The organism is Flavobacterium sp. LK-23 (genome assembly GCF_058135255.1).
The window spans coordinates 101,964-120,290 of sequence record NZ_JBYUVT010000002.1 but is presented as its reverse complement, the minus strand read 5'-3'; the positions used below and the strand labels follow the sequence as shown (position 1 = coordinate 120,290).

Here is an 18,327-nt window from a genome sequence, read left to right as displayed (position 1 = left end):
AAAAGAAAAACCGCCACGAATTCACGAATTATTTTTTTTATTATCTAAACGAGATATTAATTCGAATTAATTCAAAAAATATAATCAGAAAGATTATCAAAAATAATTCGTGAATTGCTTCGCCAGTTCGCTAGCGCTCGAGTCGTGGCAAAAAAAAACATGACCTATGAAACTTTGGGAAAAAGGAATACCAACAGATAAACAAATCGAACAATTCACCGTTGGAAACGACCGCGAACTGGATTTGGTTTTGGCAAAATATGATGCTTTAGGTTCAATTGCTCATGCGAAAATGTTGGGACAGATTGGTTTATTAACGCAAGAAGAAACAACATCTTTAGTTGATGCATTAAACGAAATCATTGCTGATATTGTAGTTGGGAATTTCGAAATCGAAGACAGTTTCGAAGACGTACATTCAAAAATCGAATATCTTCTAACCGTAAAACTAGGCGATGCCGGAAAGAAAATCCACACCGCGCGTTCTCGTAACGATCAGGTTTTAGTAGACGTTCATTTGTATTTAAAAGACGAATTAAAAGCAATAAAAGAGCAAGTAAAAACATTGTTTGATTTGTTGATGGAATCGGCAGAGAAACACCAGAACGTTTTATTGCCAGGTTATACACATTTGCAAATTGCTATGCCATCGTCATTCGGAATGTGGTTTTCTGCTTATGCTGAAAGCTTGATTGATGATATCACAATGTTGAATGCAGCTTCTAAAATTGTAGACCAGAATCCGTTAGGTTCTGCTGCGGGTTACGGAAGTTCTTTTCCAATCAACAGAACATTTACAACAAAGGAATTAGGTTTTGAAACCTTAAAGTACAATGCAGTTGCCGCACAAATGAGTCGCGGAAAAGCAGAGAAAACCGTTGCTTTTGCGATGACAAGCGTAGCAGGTACATTGTCAAAATTTGCTATGGATGTTTGTTTGTATATGAGTCAGAATTTTGATTTTATTGGCCTTCCGGCACATCTTACAACTGGTTCTAGCATTATGCCTCATAAAAAGAATCCAGATGTTTTCGAATTGATCAGAGGAAAATGCAATAAGATTCAGGCGCTTCCATACGAAATCACTTTAATTACCAATAATCTTCCCAGCGGCTATCACAGAGATTTGCAGCTTTTAAAAGAAGGTTTATTTCCAGCGATTCAAACTTTAAAATCTTGTTTGGATATTGCGATTTTTTCAATCAAAGATATTACGGTGAAAGATCATATTTTAGAAGATAAAAAATACGATTATTTGTTTACTGTAGATACTTTAAACGAAATGGTGGTAGCTGGAATGCCGTTTAGAGATGCTTACAAAGCGGTTGCAGAACAATTGGAAGCGGGAACATACAAATCTCCAAAAGAAACTAAACATACGCACGAAGGCAGTATTAATAATTTATGTCTTGATGCAATTAAGGATAAAATGAAAGCTGCTTTTTAAGTGAGTGTGAAAATTAAGATATAAAATGTAAAAAGGTCATTGATTTTTCAATGACCTTTTTTTATGGTGTAAATTTAGTTTTTTACCAGTTTAAAAGTTTTGCTTCGGTTTTCGATTTGAACTTTGCATACATAAATTCCTTTAGCAAGATTTCCAACATTCAATTCTAGTTTTTCATCAGGAGAAACATTTTTGGAATTTGAATATACTTTTGCGCCATTAGAAGAAAAAAGATCAACTTGTGCCAAACCATTATCTGAACTTGAAAAATCAATATTCAAAAGACGATTGATAACTGACGGATAATATTTTAAATCTAGATTGTTTACATTATCATTTAAGCCCAAATTGTTGCAGCTCGTTGATACAGCGCCTTGAGCAGTAACTTGAAGCGTTGCTCCAGCTCCGCAAGAAGCGTTTGAAATAAATCCAGCAACATTGGCTATTGGTAAAACGCTATAAGTATAAGAAGGTTTTACAACAGTTGTTCCTGAATTTGCAGACGAATTCAAACAATCAGTAAAAGCAATTCCAATTGTTCCACCATCTGTGCTTACATAATTTTTAAAAGCCGTTCCGATTTTGGCAAAATCAGTTCCTTCTACATAACATGTTGTGTTGTTGCTTCCGCCGCCTAAACCAATTGCAAGTGAACCCGAAACGGATGTATTGTAGTAACAGTTTAAAATATGAAGTTCGGCATTTCTTGCTCGTGGCATTCTTTCTTTACAGCCTTCAGCCCAATAACAGTTTTTAAAAGTGATGCTATAATGTCCGTCAGAAGGAGCGTCGGTTTTAGAAGAACCAACTAAATCAGAAAAACGGTGATCATCGGCTCCACCAGAGCCTCCAGCTTTTGGGGCTTTCAAATAAATAAATTTGCACCAAGAAACCGTTACATTATCTGCTGCGCCTTTATTATCAAAATTTCCATCCATTCCGTCTTGAAATTCACAATGATCTACCCAGATGTTTGTCGCTTCTGAAGTAAGATTATCACGTCCGTCTACATCATACGCACCGGGGCCTTCAAAAATTAGATTTCTAATAATAATATTATTTGATCCCGGTTTTAAACTTAAAATTCCAGAACCAGTAGCAGTTTGATCCAGATTCACTAATCTAGCACCAGGAAGACCAATAATGGTTTTGTCATTTACTAGGAGGCTGGTGTAGGAACAATTTATAGTTCCTGAAACTAAAATAACCTGCGGAGTAGTCAGTTTTAATTTTGCTGTTAAATCGGTTAAGGTAGTCACTGTCACAGGAGTTGCATTTCCTCCGCCAGTGGCAGAAGCTCCAAATCCTTCTGGTGCACTCATAAAATAATTTTGCGCAAATAGAAAGGAGCATGGCATAAGTAAGGCCAATGCAATAAGTTTTGTTTTCATTTAAGTGTGGTTTTTTGTGGTTTAATAGTCAATGTAATCGATTGCACAAATGTAAAAGAATTAAAAGAATTTCAAATTAATTTTTCAAATATTTATGTTTTTAAAGTTTTGATTTACAGATTTATAAGTGTTGTTTTTACACTATTTAATTGTAGTACGATCTGTAGAGATATTTTAGAAAATAGGAAAGGTTTTAAAGTAAAAGGAGAAAATTCATGCTAAATACATATATTTGATGTACCAGTTTAAAACGCACCAATGGAAAAATTCAAAGATCAGTCTGCGCTTCATCTTTTCGAGAAGGGTTTAATTACACAAAACCAGCTCGAAGAAGTGAAAACCTATCGAAGCCGAAATATCTTTTCGTTAAATGCAGAATTAAAGCTATTCCTTTATTTATCAGTAGTATTATTTACTTCCGGAATTGGAGTCTTGATTTATGAAAATATCGACACTATAGGACACATTGCTATTCTATCGTTGCTTTTAATTGTTATTGCAGTCTGCTTTTTTTATTGTTTCAAGCATTCTAAAGGTTTTCAGAAAGCAGAAACAACTTTTGAGCATCCTGTTTTAGAATATCTGGTTTTGGCGGGCAATATCTTGACTTGCATTTTTATCGGATATCTTCAGTTTCAGTATAAACCTTTTGGAGAACATTACGGATTAGCGACTTTAGTGCCAACTTTTGTAAGTTTCTTTTGTGCTTACTATTTTGATAATAGAAGTGTTTTAACTATTGCAATTACGGGTCTGGCGGCTTATGTGGGACTTTCTGTTACGCCACAAGATATATTTAATGACAGCAATAATTTGTATGCAAGCCAAAGTTTAAGCTATTCAGCAGTAATGTTGGGAGTTTTACTCATTTTATGGACCATCTACAGTAGTCGAATTTCGCTTAAAACTCATTTTGGTTTAGTTTTTCTCACTTTTGCATTACATATTGTAAGTATTGCTGCGATTAGTAATTTAACAGGTTATGATACATTAACATGGGTAATATTTGCTTTAGTTTTAGCTGGTTCAACCTATTATTTTTATAAAGCTAGCTATCAATATAAAGCAATGTCTCTATATGTGTTTATGATTGTTTATGCTTATATCGGAGGAAATATTGTTTTGTTCAGAATTTTTGAAAACGTTGATTTCTCTGATATTTGGGAATTATTAATTTTCTTACTGCCAGCTTATTTTGTTGGTTCGATTGTAATGTTTATTAAATTAATTAAAAAATTTCATAAAGAGATAGCAGAATGATAGTATACAGCAAACAATTATTAGATAATGAAATTTTAGTTGATGAAGCAGATTCTTTGTGCAAAGGAGGCTTTATTAGTAAAGAACAGAAGAAATTTATAGAAAAAGAACTGCCCGTTTTAAAAGGTCAGAGTAATATTCTGGTTAGAATAGGCTTCTTTTTGCTTGGCTGCTTGTTGTATGGGTCAATTTGTGGATCAATTTCTTTATTTGGATTAAGCGCAGAAAATGTATTTTTTCAAATCTGCTGTTATATTTTTACTATAGTTGGATTTGTAGGAGCAGAATTGCTTGCAAATCAAAATTATCATAATCATGGCTTAGATGATTCTTTTATATTAAATGCGATTTTATGTTTGGGCGCAGCAGTAGCAATAACAACTGAAGGTCATGAAATAGTAATTGCTTTTTTTGTAGCAGTTGGAGCGCTTTTTATGTTTTTGAGATATCTGCATGTATTATCAATGCTTGTATTTTGCATTTCGGCAACCGCCTTTTTGTTTTTCGGAATGTTTAAATTTGGAGATATTGGAAAAGCTATTTTGCCTTTTGCAGCAATGATTCTTTCAGGATTGTTTTATTTTTTGACAAAAAAGAGGATGAATCATTTAAGCCAAAGTTATTATTACAACGGATTATTATTGGCAAATAGTTTTTGCTTGGTTTTGTTTTATCTTTCTTGTAATTATTTGGTTGTAAGAGAACTTTCTGCAGAACTTTTAGGAACAGAAGTAAAACCTGGAACAGATATTCCGTTTGCATTTTTCTTTTATGGTTTTACTTTTATGGTGCCGATTGTTTATTTGGTGCAAGCTTTAAAAACAAAAGACAGAATAATGCTTTGGTTGAGCTTTTTGGCAATTGCATTTTCAATCTATACCATTCGATTTTACCATTCGGTTTTACCAATCGAATTAGCGCTAACGCTTGGCGGTGTAGTTTTATTTGCAATAGCATATTTTTCAATTAGAAAATTAAAGGAAAAAGAAAGCGGACTGACTTTTAAACCAGATAGAATAAACCATTCAGATAGTTTATTAAATGCAGAAGCTTTAGTTGTAGCTTCAACTTTCGGAATGAAACCAGAAGTTAAGACAGCTTCTCCAATGGAATTTGGAGGAGGAGGTTTCAGCGGTGGAGGGTCAGACGGAAGTTTTTAAATTATTTGGCCACAGATTAAAAGGATTAGAAAGATTTTTTTTCGCCACGACCAGAGCGATAGCGAACAGGCGAAGCAATTTCACGAATTTCCACTAATTAATTTTTATTTTAATTATTTGTACTCAAAGTGCATATATAAAGACTTTAAATCTTTTTAATCCTTTTAATCTGTGGCAAGAAAAAACTATACCTTACTCTTCAATGCTTCTGCATCAATATCGCTATGCGAAACATCGTAAACTGCTTTTCCGTTTTTGATCAATATCAATTGAGGAGATTCATGATAAACTCCAAATTTGCTAGCAATTTCATTTGAGATATCTCTGTGTGCTATTAAGTCTAAAAAATAAGCGTCAACAACACCTTCAAGATCATATTCTCTTTCAAATTGCTTTAAAGCCATTCGGCTGATGCTGCATCTTGTGCTATGCTTAAAAATGACAACTGGTTTTTCATTTGAGATCGCTTCTATTTCCATTAATTGAAGCATATCTATTAATTCAGTCCAGTTTACTTTACTTTTTGCTGCTTCTGAGTTCTCTGAACTTCCGAAGATTGAATTAAAAAAACTCATATTTGGCTTGTTTTATGACTTTTTGACGTGTTAAAAGCGTGAAAAATCGATTTTAACTGTCTTTTTGTCTGTTTTTTTACTGTGGAATATAATTTGTCTATTCGAATACAAAGTTAAATTATTTGAGCGAACTATTTACCTCAATAAATCGTAACTTTAATCCTATATATTTTAAACAGTTAAATCAATCAAATCAAAAGATATGAATATAAATAAATTTACAATCAAATCGCAGGAAGCCATTCAGTTGTCGCAGCAATTAGCGCAACGAAATGGTCAGCAACAAATTGAAAATGAGCATATTTTTAAAGCTATTTTTGAAGTTGACGAAAACGTAGCGCCATTTATTTTAAAAAAATTGAATGTAAATGTGCCGTTGTTTTTACAAATTTTAGATAGCACAATTCAAAGTTTTCCAAAAGTTTCTGGAGGAGATGTTATGCTTTCTAGAGACGCAAACAAAGCTTTGAATGAAGCAGAAATCATTGCACAAAAAATGAACGACGAATACGTTTCGATTGAGCATTTAATTTTAGCCATTTTTGACTCAAAAAGTAAAGTCTCTCAGATTTTAAAAGATCAGGGAGTTACAGGAAAAGGTCTGAAAGCGGCTATTGAAGAATTGCGTAAAGGTGAAAGAGTAACTTCGGCTTCGGCAGAAGAAACCTATAATTCGCTAAATAAATTTGCTAAAAACTTAAACGAATTAGCCCGTACAGGAAAATTAGATCCGGTTATTGGGCGTGATGAAGAAATTCGTCGTGTATTGCAGATTCTAACTCGTAGAACCAAAAATAACCCAATGCTTATTGGTGAGCCTGGAGTTGGTAAAACCGCTATTGCAGAAGGTTTAGCACATAGAATTGTGGACGGAGACGTTCCAGAAAACTTAAAAGATAAAATCGTTTTCTCTCTTGATATGGGAGCTTTGATTGCCGGAGCGAAGTATAAAGGAGAATTTGAAGAACGTTTAAAATCGGTTGTGAAAGAAGTTACAGCTGCAGACGGAGATATTGTTTTGTTTATTGATGAAATTCATACGCTTGTAGGAGCAGGTGGAGGTGAGGGCGCAATGGATGCGGCGAATATCTTGAAACCAGCTTTGGCTCGTGGAGAATTGAGAGCAATTGGTGCTACTACTTTAGATGAATATCAAAAATATTTTGAAAAAGATAAAGCACTTGAAAGACGTTTCCAAAAAGTTCTTATTGATGAACCAGATACAGAAAGTGCGGTTTCGATTCTTCGTGGAATTAAAGAAAAATATGAAACGCATCATAAAGTTCAAATTAAAGATGAGGCAATTATTGCAGCAGTTGAACTTTCACAACGTTACATTACCAATCGTTTCTTACCAGATAAAGCGATTGACTTAATGGACGAAGCGGCTTCTAAATTGCGTATGGAGATCAATTCAAAACCTGAAGAATTAGATGTTTTGGATCGTAAAATCATGCAGTTAGAAATTGAGATTGAAGCTATTAAACGTGAAAAAGAAGAAAGCAAGCTGAAAATTTTGGGTATGGAATTGGCCAACCTGAAAGAAGAACGAAACGAAATCTATGCGAAATGGAAACAGGAAAAAGATATCGTTGACGGAATTCAGGCTGTAAAACATGAAATAGAAGACTTTAAATACGAAGCAGAACGTGCAGAACGTGATGGTGATTACGGAAAAGTAGCTGAGATACGTTACGGAAAAATAAAAGAAGCGCAGGAACGTCAAGAAACACTGCAAAAACAATTGCAGGAATTCCAATCTGGAAATTCTTTAATTAAAGAAGAAGTTACCAGAGAAGACATTGCAGAAGTTGTAGCAAAATGGACTGGAATTCCAGTAACCAAAATGCTTCAGACAGAAAGGGAAAAACTATTGCATTTAGAAGACGAATTGCACAAACGTGTAGTAGGGCAGGAAGAAGCGATAGAAGCCGTGAGTGATGCTGTTCGTCGAAGCCGTGCCGGTTTACAGGATATGAAAAAACCTGTTGGATCATTCTTATTCTTAGGAACAACCGGAGTTGGTAAAACCGAATTGGCAAAAGCTCTGGCCGAATATCTTTTTGATGATGAAAATGCCATGACGCGTATTGATATGAGTGAGTATCAAGAACGTCACAGCGTGAGCCGTTTAGTTGGTGCGCCTCCAGGATATGTAGGTTATGATGAAGGAGGTCAATTGACAGAAGCTGTTCGTAGAAAACCGTATTCTGTTGTGTTGTTAGACGAGATTGAAAAAGCGCATCCTGATACGTTCAATATTTTGCTTCAGGTTCTAGACGAAGGGCGTTTGACAGACAACAAAGGACGTTTGGCCGATTTTAGAAATACGATTATTATTATGACCTCAAATATGGGAAGTAATATTATTCAGGAGAAATTTGAAAACCTAAAAGGAAGCGTTGAAGCAGCAACAGAAGCTGCTAAAAACGAAGTTTTAGGGTTGTTAAAACAAACAGTTCGCCCTGAGTTTATCAACCGTATCGACGAAATTGTAATGTTTACACCGCTTACAGTAGAGAACATCTCAAGAATCGTAAACTTACAGTTGAAGAGTGTTACAAAAATGCTGGCTCTGCAAGGTATTACAATGGATGCAACCCCAGAAGCTATTGCTTACTTGGCTGACAAAGGTTACGATCCTCACTTTGGGGCAAGACCTGTAAAACGTGTCGTGCAGCGAGAAGTTTTAAATCAACTGTCAAAAGAAATTCTGGCAGGAAACATAACAACAGACAGCATCATTTTGTTAGATGCTTTCGATGGACAATTGGTTTTTAGAAACCAGACCGCTAATTAATTTTTTTTATGTTAATCTTAAAAAAGCATCAGTTTTTTAGCTGATGCTTTTTTTTTGCCTGAAATTTTGAAACTTTTCATCTAATTCATATAACAATATATTTCTAAAAAAGGATGAATTTTAAATAAATAAAAATCAGCAAATTATTAATTAAAATTAGAAATTATGAACAATATATTTAGAGGATTATTGGCAGGTTACGGAGCTAAAAAGCTTGGTGGAGGATGTTTTGGAACAATTATCGTTTTTATTATTTTGTGGGTTCTTTTAGGACAATGTAACTAAAACCACAATACAGAAAATTACGAATAAAAACACAAATTTTAGTGTAAGATTATTGGGCAGATTAAGTCAAATTGTCTAGATTCGCATCACTAAAAATAAAAATAAATTTAAAAATGGCTTCAGGTTTTTTTGTTCTATTAGATGATATCGCAGCAATTATGGATGATGTTGCAGTAATGAGTAAAGTTGCTGCAAAAAAAACAGCTGGAATTCTAGGAGATGATTTAGCAGTAAATGCCGAAAAAGCTTCTGGATTTGCTTCATCAAGAGAATTACCGGTTTTATGGGCAATAAGTAAAGGTTCTTTATTGAATAAAATTATTATTCTTCCAATTGCATTTTTATTAAGTGCTTTTTTACCAATTGCAATTATAATAATTTTGGTACTTGGAGGATTGTTTTTAGCTTACGAAGGAGCCGAAAAAATTTACGAATTTGTCTTTCCTCACAAGCACGATGAATCAGAAGGAATTACCCATGAGGATTTAACAGAAGAACAAATTCTAGTAATTGAAAAAGGAAAAATAAAATCAGCAATCATTACCGATTTTATATTATCTGTAGAAATAGTAATTATAGCATTGGGAACTGTAATAGAAGAACCGCTGACACAGCAGATAATTGTAACTTCGATAATCGCGCTAGTGGCAACAATCGGAGTTTACGGAATTGTGGCGCTTATCGTTAGGATGGATGAAGCAGGCTTTAAGCTAATAAAACATAGCAAAAGCGAAAAAAGCCTTTCAAGATTTATTGGGAATTTATTGGTAAAAGCTCTTCCGTTAGTAATAAAAGGTTTAACGGTAATTGGTACAATTGCATTACTTTTAGTGGCTGGAGGAATCTTTGTTCACTATATTCCTTATTTCCATCATTTATCAGAAGAAATTAAAATCCCAGCTATTATCAAAGAATTTACAACCGGCTTAATTCTAGGATTTATAGTTTTACTTTTTGTAAATATCTTCAAAAAGATTTTTAAAAAGAAAGATGCTTAATTAGCAACTAAATATATATCAGAAACACCAGTTTAACACTGGTGTTTTTTTGTTTTATATATTAATCAAAAATTTTTTTTTGTTTGTGAAAATTACCAGGAGTACTGCAATAAATAATACGCTTTTAATCTGGGATAAATGAGAAAATTTTGTTCCAATCACAAAAAAGTATCATTAATTCGATAGTTTTTTTGTTTTAATAAGGATTTGATTTTTAGGTATTTAATGTTTTAGTGAAATTTTTAACATTTTATTTTAAGCAACCATTGCAACTAACTTACATCTTCATAGTAATTAACAATTAATTATTATTTTATATGAAAAGTTTTAGATTAAAATCAGTTTTAGTAGTATTATTTTTATCAATTGGATTTGTGTCATGCAGTAACGACGATGATAACAATACACCAGCTCCAACAACAAAAGCAGCTTTGGTAACCGAAATTAAGGGGCCAGCAACAGGAAAAGTAAACGACGAATTAAGCTATGATGTAACGTATGTAGTAGATAACGCTTGTGCTGAATTTGATAAGATCTCAGAAGTAACTATCGGATCTGAAAAAGGTCTTCAAGTAATTGCAAAATACCCATCAGAAGTTTGCACGCAGCAAGTTCCAGATCCTAAGAAAACAGTTTACAAATTTTCATCTAAAGTAAAAGGAACTTTCGAAATCAAATTTAAAAAATCAGAAACAGAATTCCTTACTCAAAAAGTAGTGATTGAATAACAACAAGCTTAGTTGAATTTTTGAGGTTGATAGACCATTTTGCAGAAGTTTATTTTAAATGGATGTGAAATGGTTTTTTTGTATTGATGAAATTGTAAGAATTATTAAAGGCTATAAGATTTTTAATTCCATTAAATTAGATGAATACAAGTTTTTTTCTTACATTTGCAATGCAATTCAAAAACACTTATGGAAAAAACGATAATCATAAAACCAAATGAGAAGACAGTTTCTGTTCTAAAAAAAATGGTTGATTTAAAAGAACAACATCGAAAAGAAGTTTTAGGAAGATTAAAGAAAAAATAATATTTCTTTATGTATCAATATATTTCAGAAGAGGGTTTGTACCCTCTTTTTTATTTTACAACAAAGCATGGTTTGCAATATTTTGTCAGTTTTCAGAAAATGAATTTTGAAAATGCCTTCTTTAATAAACTTTATAGCATCGACTTTTACGAAGCAAATAATCAAAAATTTTTTAATGATCCATCAATAGAAATTACAATCACCAGCATCATAAATCAATATTTTAAAGATAATCCAGATATTATTTTAAATTATGTTTGTGATAGTGTAGATTTTAAACAAGATTTTAGACAAAAATTATTTGACAGATGGTATCATAACATTAAAAGCGATGAATTTTCAAAAGTGAACTTTCAATATCATATTCCAAATGAAAAAATGATTTATCATTTAAGCTTTATATTTAAAACGGATTTTTATAAAATGGATAATATTATTGACGAGGTAAATTTGCAATTAGAAGCATTTACAAGTTACAAATAATCTTAAAGTAAGGATCAATTACCAACACTTTGCTATTCCTTTAAAAAGTATTATTTTTGCACTCTAAATTTTATGTCATGGCGAAAAGAAAGTATAAAATATCGGTTATTCAGTTAAATCTGAATGATGTTGCCGAAAACAATCTTAAAAAATGTATCAGCTGGGTAAGAGATGCTGCAAGTCAAGGTGCTGAGGTAATCTTACTTCCTGAATTATATAGCAGTCATTATTTCTGCCAAAGCGAAGATGTAGATAATTTTGCATTAGCAGAACCACTTTACAGCACTTCATTTATTGCATTCAGCGAATTGGCAAAAGAATTAGGAGTAGTAATTATTGTTCCTTTCTTTGAGAAAAGAATGGCAGGAATCTATCATAACAGTGCTTACATCATTGATGCTGATGGAACAGAAGCTGGTTTGTATCGTAAAATGCATATTCCAGACGATCCTCATTTTTATGAAAAATTCTATTTTACTCCAGGTGATTTAGGCTTCCAAGCAATCGAAACTAAAAAAGGAACTGTTGGAACTTTAATCTGTTGGGATCAATGGTATCCAGAAGCAGCTCGTATTACAGCGCTTAAAGGAGCTGAGGTTTTATTTTATCCAACAGCAATTGGGTGGCATCCTAAAGAAAAAGAACAATATGGAGAAAATCAATATGGTGCTTGGATGAACGTTATGAAAGGACATGCAGTAGCAAATGGTGTTTTCGTAGCAGCAGCTAACCGAATTGGTTTAGAAAAATATCTTGAAGGAACAGAAGGAATTCAGTTCTGGGGAGCTTCTTTCATTGCAGGACCACAAGGAGAAATTTTAGCTCAAGCGTCTCATGATAAAGAAGAAATTTTAATTGCTGAAGTTGATTTGGACTTGCAAGAAAACGTTCGTCAAAACTGGCCATTCTTTAGAGACAGAAGAATTGATGCTTTTGGAGATATTACAAAAAGAGCAATTGATAAATAATTAGATTAAAATTATATGAAAAAAGAGCTGTCTCAAAAAGACAGCTCTTTTTTGTAAGCTTCGGAGAAGCGAAATATTTATAGAACTTTAATAGTGCAAATGGAAAAAGCTCCAGCAGAGCGAAATCTTATGTTCTAAATATGTCGCTCTGCTGGAGCTTTATATTGTAAACATTTCTTATTTTCTATAAATATTTCGCTTCTCCGAAGCTCTATGTGTATTTTTATAATAAAAAGGAGCTATTTCGTATGAAATAGCTCCTTTTCTGTTTTTAGCTTTATATGTAAATTACTTCACTTGGAAAGTAACTCTTCTCACGATCTGACGTGCCTCTTTAGAATTTTTGTTAACAGAAGTATCTTCTCCGTTAGCAATTACATTCAATCTTGAAGCATCAATTCCTGCATTAACCGCTACTTTTTTCACAGCCTCAGCTCTTTTTCTAGATAATTCAGTGTTGTAGTTTGAATTTCCAATTTCATCAGCATAACCAATAATATCGGCTGATTTTCCTGGATTGTTTTTCAAGTATTTCACTAAGAAATCTACGCCTGATAAAGATGCATTTGTAGGTTTAGACGAATTGAAATCGAAGTAAACGTTTACATAACCACCGTTAATTAATTCTTCAACAGTATTGTTTGTAGCCGTTCCAGCGCCTTTCTTTTCGTAAGTTTTGTCTAAATAGCTTTCTAACTCATCTGGCACACCATTTTGATTCGTATCAATAGATTGTCCTTTTGTGTTAACAGCAACTCCTGCAATGCTATTTGGTTCTAAATCGTATAAATCAGCAACTCCATCTTTGTCTGAATCGATAAGACCAGTTTCGATTAAGTCCACTCTTTTTTCCAATTCACCAATTCTATCTTCTTCACCAATCCAGTCAGCATGTTTCTGATTTTTTCCTAAGTAGAACGTCAAACCAACAGAAGCATTCAATAAAACACCATCAAAAGAACCACTTGTTGTGTTGCCCATTCCGTCAAAGTTCCAATTTTGTCTTCCGTTTACAATTCCAGTAAGGTCTCCTGTTAAAGCTACACGATCACTTAATCTAATTTGTCCAGTTAAACCAGCAATTCCGTGAGCCATGTAATCTTGTCCTCCAAATCCTGTTTCGGTACTAATTTGAGAAACTCCAAAACCACCATGCGCCAAAAGACCGATTGTATTTGTCCAAGTTTCAAAATTTAAAGCACGTCCAACGTTAACAACCCCTTGTAAACTTGCTCTAACATAACGGCTTTCAAAGTCTGGTGTGTCTTTTTTCTCTTTAAATTGGTCGTAACCCACATCTAATTTTAAACCAAATTTTGGATTAAACATATATCTCACACCTAAATCTCCGTGAAAAAAGTTCAATGATTCAGTAGTATATCCTGGAGTCATTGTTCTGGTTGGTTTGTTAACACCACCATTTAGTTCGATCGACCATTTGTTGTATTCTTGATCTACGCTAGGTTTGGTAGAAGTGGTAGCCATATTTTGAGCGCCTGCAGCAAATGATAGTAATAATAAGGATGCTGATACTAATTTCTTTTTCATGATATCAAAAATTAAATTGTTTTTATTTTAAACTCATGAACAAAATTAGATGTCGAATCTTAGAATGCGTTGTATATGCCCTTACATAATTCCCATCTTTTGGCTTTTAATTATGTAAATACGTTAAAATAAGTACAATACAAAGCATGAAAAAAGGACAAAATTCACATTTTGTCCTTTTGCTCTCCTGAAAAAGTATTAATTATTTCAAATCTGGCTGATAAATTTTAACAGATCCATCTCCTTCACTGCTTACTATTAATAAGCTTCTTTTTGTAGGACTTTTTGAAGCCGGAATGAATAATAAACCTTCTGGTGCGTCACCTGTTTTTACTGTTTGTAAATATTGTGGAGAAGTTGGGTTTGTTGCATCATAAACCATAAAAGCATCAGATCTTTCTAAACCAACAAATAAAATATTTTGAGTTCCCATTTTTGCTACAACTACGGCTTCTGGCTCAGAGCCTTTGTCATCACTTCTTTTATCGTCGTATGTGCCAATTTCATTCGTCTTTTTGTCAACATCATTTTTACTGTCAAAAACGATTTTTCCAGTGTTTCCATTCCAAATAGAGAATGATCTTCCTCCAAAACTTACCATTTGATCCAGATCTCCATCTCCATCAGTATCTCCCATGTCTGTAACAAGGTTTAATCTGCCTAAATTAGTATCTAATTTTAAAGTAGCGGCATCTGGAAAAGCAGTTGCGTCAAGTGTCATGCTTTTCATACGCTTCACATCAGAGTAGGCAGCGTATTCTCTTGCATCACCTTCGTTAGCAGTAACAAAATATGGAATATTATTTACCGTATAATGGCTGATGGCATCTGGCATATATAGACCTTTTACTTTCCATGGGTTAAAAGCGATTTTATTATCACTATCGCTTACATCAATTGCATTCTCAGCAGTATTGTAATCTTTTAAGTCTAAAGGATAAATGGCTGTAATAGTTTTAGAAGTTAAATCTACTTTTGCAACACCATTATTTTCTTGTAGTGTCACCCAAGCAGTTTTAGAATCGTCCGAAATAGTAATATATTCTGGTTCGATATCTTGAGCGAAACTCTTAGCAAATTTCGAAACTCTGAATCCGTCTTTTTTTAATGCTTCTGCTTGACCCGCAAAAGAGCTAAAATCTAAAGTCGTGACATTGTAAGTGCTAGTTTCAATAATAGAAATTGTTCCGTTTGGGTCTTGAGAATAATCGGTATTTGGCTCGCCTTCGTTAGCTGTCATGATATATTTTCCATCTGGCGAAAAAGTAATCATATCTGGCAATGCACCAACTGTAACTTGTTTGATTAAACTATAATCAGAAGTATTAAAAACTACTACTTTTCCATTACCTTGCTTGTTAGCAGTAGATTCTAAAGCAACAGCTAATTTTCCGTCAAAAACAGAAACACTATTTGCAGCGCCTTCATAAGCAACTAAATCAATTTTTCCGACTTTAAGAGGTTTTGTTGGGTCAGCAATATCAATAACGTCAATTTGGTTTACACCGCTGTTGTTTACCGTAAAAAGTCTTTTTGTTTTCTCGCAGTAAGCAGAGATTTCTGCAGCAGCTTCTCCGCCAATTGTAATAGAGCCAATTTCTTTAAAAGTTCCAGGGTTTTCGTTTACAACAACTTCTGGTTCGTTGTTCGAATTTTCATCATTGTTACAGCTTGCTAATATAAAAAGAACAGCTAATAATGAGATTGATAAATTTTTCATGCGTTAGTTTTTAGTTTTTGCAAAAGTAATTCTGGCCTCTCTGTTAAATATTAAGGATGTATTATTTAATCTTTAACTTAATTTTTACAGGATATTTTTTGTGAAATAACATACGATTTTGGTTCAGATGTTTTAAAATCCTAACGAATGCTTATCTTTGCACTTTCTAAATTAGAACGTATTTATGTCAACAGATAATAGAAGATTTCCAGCAGAATGGGAAAAACAACAAGGAATTGTATTGTGTTTTCCGCACAATGGTAACGATTGGCCAGGAAAATACGAAGCTGTTCAATGGGCTTTTGTAGAGTTTATTAAAAAAGTAGCGACTTTTGAAACTGTTTTTTTAGTGGTTGCCGATGAAAAGCTAAAAGAAAAAGTAGCCGATATGCTTGAAAGAGCTCGTGTAAACCTTAACAACGTTTCTTATATTATTCATAAAACCAATAGAAGCTGGATGCGTGACTCAGGACCAATTATCGTGAAAAATGGTTCGAAAAGAGAAGCATTGAATTTTAATTTCAACGGCTGGGCAAAATATAAAAACTATCAGTTGGATAAATTTGTTCCGGGTAAAGTAGCAGATTTTATTGATGTTCCTTTAACTCAGGTGATGTACAAAGGAAAACCCGTAATTGTTGAAGGAGGAGCCATTGATGTAAACGGAAAAGGAACTTTACTAACTTCTGAAGAGTGTTTGATGCATCCAACAATTCAGGTGAGAAATCCTGGTTTTACCAAAGAAGATTATGAAGCCGTTTTTAAAGAATATCTTGGAGTTACCAATGTAATTTGGTTAGGAGATGGAATTGAAGGCGATGATACGCATGGTCATATTGACGATTTATGCCGATTTGTAAATGATGACACCATCGTTACAATTGTAGAAACAGATAAAAACGATTCAAACTACAAACCTTTGCAGGATAATTTGAAACGTTTGCAAAATGCAAAATTAGAAAACGGAAAAGCGCCAGTAATTGTAGCGTTACCAATGCCAAAACGTGTTGATTTTGAAGATTTACGTTTACCAGCAAGTTATGCAAACTTCTTGATTTTGAATAATTGTGTTTTAGTGCCTACATTCAATGACAGTAATGATCGCGTAGCTTTAAATATATTGTCAGAATGTTTCCCTGATCGCGAAGTAATCGGTATAAGTTGTATTGATTTTATTTGGGGATTCGGAACTTTGCATTGTTTAAGTCAGCAGATTCCTGCATAAAAATAGTAGTGTTAGATTAAAAAAAATCACTTTGATCTTTTTTAATCTGTGATAAAATTATCAGATATACAGAGACTTTCTTATATTATTTGAGCTGTCACCAAAAGTGGCAGCTTTTTTTTGTTGTATATTTAACAGACAGATTTGCCGTGTGTCCACGTATCCTTCTTATATTCGTATGTTCAATAATGCAGAAATGCAGATTTAATTTTATATGAAGAAAATATTTTTTATCCTTTCCGTGCTTTCTTCCGGAGTTCTTTTTTCGCAGTCTGAGTCGCAGGAAAAACCAGAATTTACATTTGCGACCTACAATGTAAGTATGGAATCTGATAATTATTCTCCGAAAGGCGCAATGGGAAAATCGGAGCAGATATTGATTTATCAGCTTAATTCAGGACATAATACTCAAATCAGAAATATCGCCAAAATTATTCAAACCGTTAGGCCAGACGTTATTCTGCTAAACGAATTTGATTATATTAAAGACCCTGAACTTGGTGTAAAGGCTTTTATTAAAAATTACTTGAATGTGAGCCAAGGCGGAGCAACAGCTATTGATTATCCTTATTACTATTATTCGACAGTGAATACGGGTCAGCCAAGTCCTTACGATTTAAACAATGATGGAAAGTTGGATAGTTTTGGAAATGATGCATGGGCATTTGGTATGTATCCCGGGCAATATGGGATGATGCTTTTGTCTAAATATCCTATTGATGTTAAGGCAGTTCGTACTTTTCAACATTTTAAGTGGAAAGATATGCCGGGAGCATTGCTTACTAAAAAAGCAGATGGATCGGATTGGTACAGTAAGAAAGCATGGAAGGAATTTCCATTATCTTCAAAATCTCACTGGGATGTACCTGTACAGATAGGCAATGAAACGGTTCATGTTTTAGTCAGTCATCCAACTCCTCCTACTTTTGACGGTGCTGAAGATCGCAATGGGAAAAGAAATCATGATGAAATTCGATTCTGGAAAGACTATATTTCAGATAATTCGGCCTCGTATATTTATGATGATAAAGGGGTAAAAGGCGGTTTGTCTCCGAATTCTCGATTTGTCATAATGGGTGATCAAAACGCTTCACCGGTTGAGGGGGATGCTATTAGAGAAGGAATAAAGTCTTTAGTTGAGAGTCCGAAAATTAATAGCGACTTTACGCCAGCTAGTAAAGGTGCTGCTGAATTTAGTCCTGAAAATCCTTTTGGAGTTAATCATACAGCATTTTGGAGAATGCGTGCAGATTATGTATTGCCATCCAGACTTGGATTTAAGGTTCTCAACAGCGGTGTATTCTGGCCTGCCAAAGGCCAACCAATGTCGGAATTGGTTGAAAAACGCGAATCAAGTTCAGATCATCGTTTGGTTTGGGTAAAGGTAGTTTTGGAATAAATAAAACTTTGCCTTTTAATTTACGAGATTAAAT

Annotated in this window: 14 protein-coding genes; 10 read left to right on the top strand and 4 right to left on the bottom strand. The window is 33.7% G+C overall.

Going from position 1 to position 18,327, the window contains the following annotated elements:
- Positions 1–166 precede the first annotated feature (166 nt).
- Complete coding sequence (gene argH, locus AC3Y25_RS03955; RefSeq protein ID WP_489901817.1) at positions 167–1,447, top strand: argininosuccinate lyase; 1,281 nt, start codon at positions 167–169, stop codon at positions 1,445–1,447.
- A 74-nt stretch (positions 1,448–1,521) separates the two neighbouring features.
- Here argH and AC3Y25_RS03950 read toward each other — a convergent pair whose 3' ends face one another.
- Positions 1,522–2,838 carry a T9SS type A sorting domain-containing protein gene (locus AC3Y25_RS03950; protein ID WP_489901816.1) on the bottom strand — a complete coding sequence of 439 codons (1,317 nt, stop codon included), beginning with the start codon at positions 2,836–2,838 and terminating at the stop codon, positions 1,522–1,524.
- Positions 2,839–3,096: 258 nt separating this feature from the next.
- Between AC3Y25_RS03950 and AC3Y25_RS03945 the strand changes: the two genes are divergently transcribed.
- Positions 3,097–4,098: a DUF2157 domain-containing protein gene (locus AC3Y25_RS03945; RefSeq protein WP_489901815.1), complete on the top strand. Its 1,002-nt coding sequence runs from the start codon at positions 3,097–3,099 to the stop codon at positions 4,096–4,098.
- Positions 4,095–5,258: a hypothetical protein gene (locus AC3Y25_RS03940; RefSeq protein WP_489901814.1), complete on the top strand. Its 1,164-nt coding sequence runs from the start codon at positions 4,095–4,097 to the stop codon at positions 5,256–5,258. The genes AC3Y25_RS03945 and AC3Y25_RS03940 overlap by 4 nt, the downstream gene beginning before the upstream one ends.
- 185 nt (positions 5,259–5,443) lie before the next feature.
- Here the strand turns inward: AC3Y25_RS03940 and ytxJ are convergent, their stop codons facing one another.
- Complete coding sequence (gene ytxJ / locus AC3Y25_RS03935) at positions 5,444–5,833, bottom strand: bacillithiol system redox-active protein YtxJ (RefSeq protein ID WP_489901813.1); 390 nt, start codon at positions 5,831–5,833, stop codon at positions 5,444–5,446.
- 202 nt (positions 5,834–6,035) lie between these two features.
- Here ytxJ and clpB point away from each other — a divergent pair, with 202 nt between their 5' ends.
- The 5 genes from clpB to AC3Y25_RS03910 all read left to right on the top strand — a co-directional run bounded on the left by clpB (position 6,036) and on the right by AC3Y25_RS03910 (position 12,401).
- Positions 6,036–8,633 carry an ATP-dependent chaperone ClpB gene (gene clpB / locus AC3Y25_RS03930; RefSeq protein WP_489901812.1) on the top strand — a complete coding sequence of 866 codons (2,598 nt, stop codon included), beginning with the start codon at positions 6,036–6,038 and terminating at the stop codon, positions 8,631–8,633.
- A 398-nt stretch (positions 8,634–9,031) separates the two neighbouring features.
- Positions 9,032–9,916 (top strand): DUF808 domain-containing protein, encoded by an 885-nt coding sequence (locus tag AC3Y25_RS03925; protein ID WP_489901811.1) that lies wholly within the window; start codon positions 9,032–9,034, stop codon positions 9,914–9,916.
- 317 nt (positions 9,917–10,233) lie between these two features.
- Positions 10,234–10,644 carry a hypothetical protein gene (locus AC3Y25_RS03920; RefSeq protein ID WP_489901810.1) on the top strand — a complete coding sequence of 137 codons (411 nt, stop codon included), beginning with the start codon at positions 10,234–10,236 and terminating at the stop codon, positions 10,642–10,644.
- A gap of 315 nt (positions 10,645–10,959) precedes the next feature.
- Positions 10,960–11,433 (top strand): DUF6169 family protein, encoded by a 474-nt coding sequence (locus tag AC3Y25_RS03915; protein ID WP_489901809.1) that lies wholly within the window; start codon positions 10,960–10,962, stop codon positions 11,431–11,433.
- 77 nt (positions 11,434–11,510) lie between these two features.
- The gene (locus AC3Y25_RS03910) at positions 11,511–12,401 is read left to right on the top strand and encodes a carbon-nitrogen hydrolase (RefSeq protein ID WP_482491317.1); all 891 of its coding nucleotides are present in this window, start codon (positions 11,511–11,513) and stop codon (positions 12,399–12,401) included.
- Between the two features lie 288 nt (positions 12,402–12,689).
- Here AC3Y25_RS03910 and AC3Y25_RS03905 read toward each other — a convergent pair whose 3' ends face one another.
- Positions 12,690–13,949 (bottom strand): OmpA family protein, encoded by a 1,260-nt coding sequence (locus AC3Y25_RS03905; protein ID WP_489901808.1) that lies wholly within the window; start codon positions 13,947–13,949, stop codon positions 12,690–12,692.
- A gap of 202 nt (positions 13,950–14,151) precedes the next feature.
- Entirely contained in the window at positions 14,152–15,669 is a 1,518-nt protein-coding gene (locus AC3Y25_RS03900; RefSeq protein WP_489901807.1) for a choice-of-anchor I family protein, read from the bottom strand.
- A 184-nt stretch (positions 15,670–15,853) separates the two neighbouring features.
- Between AC3Y25_RS03900 and AC3Y25_RS03895 the strand changes: the two genes are divergently transcribed.
- Together AC3Y25_RS03895 and AC3Y25_RS03890 are read left to right on the top strand one after the other, a co-directional pair.
- Positions 15,854–16,894 (top strand): agmatine deiminase family protein, encoded by a 1,041-nt coding sequence (locus AC3Y25_RS03895; protein ID WP_489901806.1) that lies wholly within the window; start codon positions 15,854–15,856, stop codon positions 16,892–16,894.
- 214 nt (positions 16,895–17,108) lie between these two features.
- A complete protein-coding gene (locus AC3Y25_RS03890; RefSeq protein WP_489901805.1) occupies positions 17,109–18,293 on the top strand; it encodes an endonuclease/exonuclease/phosphatase family protein in 1,185 nt (394 codons plus the stop codon).
- Positions 18,294–18,327 lie beyond the last annotated feature (34 nt).

Excerpts from the sequence above, each read along its gene's own strand:
- AC3Y25_RS03905 (WP_489901808.1), bottom strand. The coding sequence starts at position 13,949 with ATGAAAAAGAAATTAGTATCAGCATCCTTATTATTACTATCATTTGCT.
- AC3Y25_RS03900 (WP_489901807.1), bottom strand. The coding sequence starts at position 15,669 with ATGAAAAATTTATCAATCTCATTATTAGCTGTTCTTTTTATATTAGCA.
- AC3Y25_RS03920 (WP_489901810.1), top strand. The coding sequence starts at position 10,234 with ATGAAAAGTTTTAGATTAAAATCAGTTTTAGTAGTATTATTTTTATCA.
- AC3Y25_RS03915 (WP_489901809.1), top strand. The coding sequence starts at position 10,960 with ATGTATCAATATATTTCAGAAGAGGGTTTGTACCCTCTTTTTTATTTT.
- AC3Y25_RS03910 (WP_482491317.1), top strand. The coding sequence starts at position 11,511 with ATGGCGAAAAGAAAGTATAAAATATCGGTTATTCAGTTAAATCTGAAT.
- ytxJ (WP_489901813.1), bottom strand. The coding sequence starts at position 5,833 with ATGAGTTTTTTTAATTCAATCTTCGGAAGTTCAGAGAACTCAGAAGCA.
- AC3Y25_RS03895 (WP_489901806.1), top strand. The coding sequence starts at position 15,854 with ATGTCAACAGATAATAGAAGATTTCCAGCAGAATGGGAAAAACAACAA.
- AC3Y25_RS03940 (WP_489901814.1), top strand. The coding sequence starts at position 4,095 with ATGATAGTATACAGCAAACAATTATTAGATAATGAAATTTTAGTTGAT.
- AC3Y25_RS03950 (WP_489901816.1), bottom strand. The coding sequence starts at position 2,838 with ATGAAAACAAAACTTATTGCATTGGCCTTACTTATGCCATGCTCCTTT.
- clpB (WP_489901812.1), top strand. The coding sequence starts at position 6,036 with ATGAATATAAATAAATTTACAATCAAATCGCAGGAAGCCATTCAGTTG.
- AC3Y25_RS03890 (WP_489901805.1), top strand. The coding sequence starts at position 17,109 with ATGAAGAAAATATTTTTTATCCTTTCCGTGCTTTCTTCCGGAGTTCTT.
- argH (WP_489901817.1), top strand. The coding sequence starts at position 167 with ATGAAACTTTGGGAAAAAGGAATACCAACAGATAAACAAATCGAACAA.
- AC3Y25_RS03945 (WP_489901815.1), top strand. The coding sequence starts at position 3,097 with ATGGAAAAATTCAAAGATCAGTCTGCGCTTCATCTTTTCGAGAAGGGT.
- AC3Y25_RS03925 (WP_489901811.1), top strand. The coding sequence starts at position 9,032 with ATGGCTTCAGGTTTTTTTGTTCTATTAGATGATATCGCAGCAATTATG.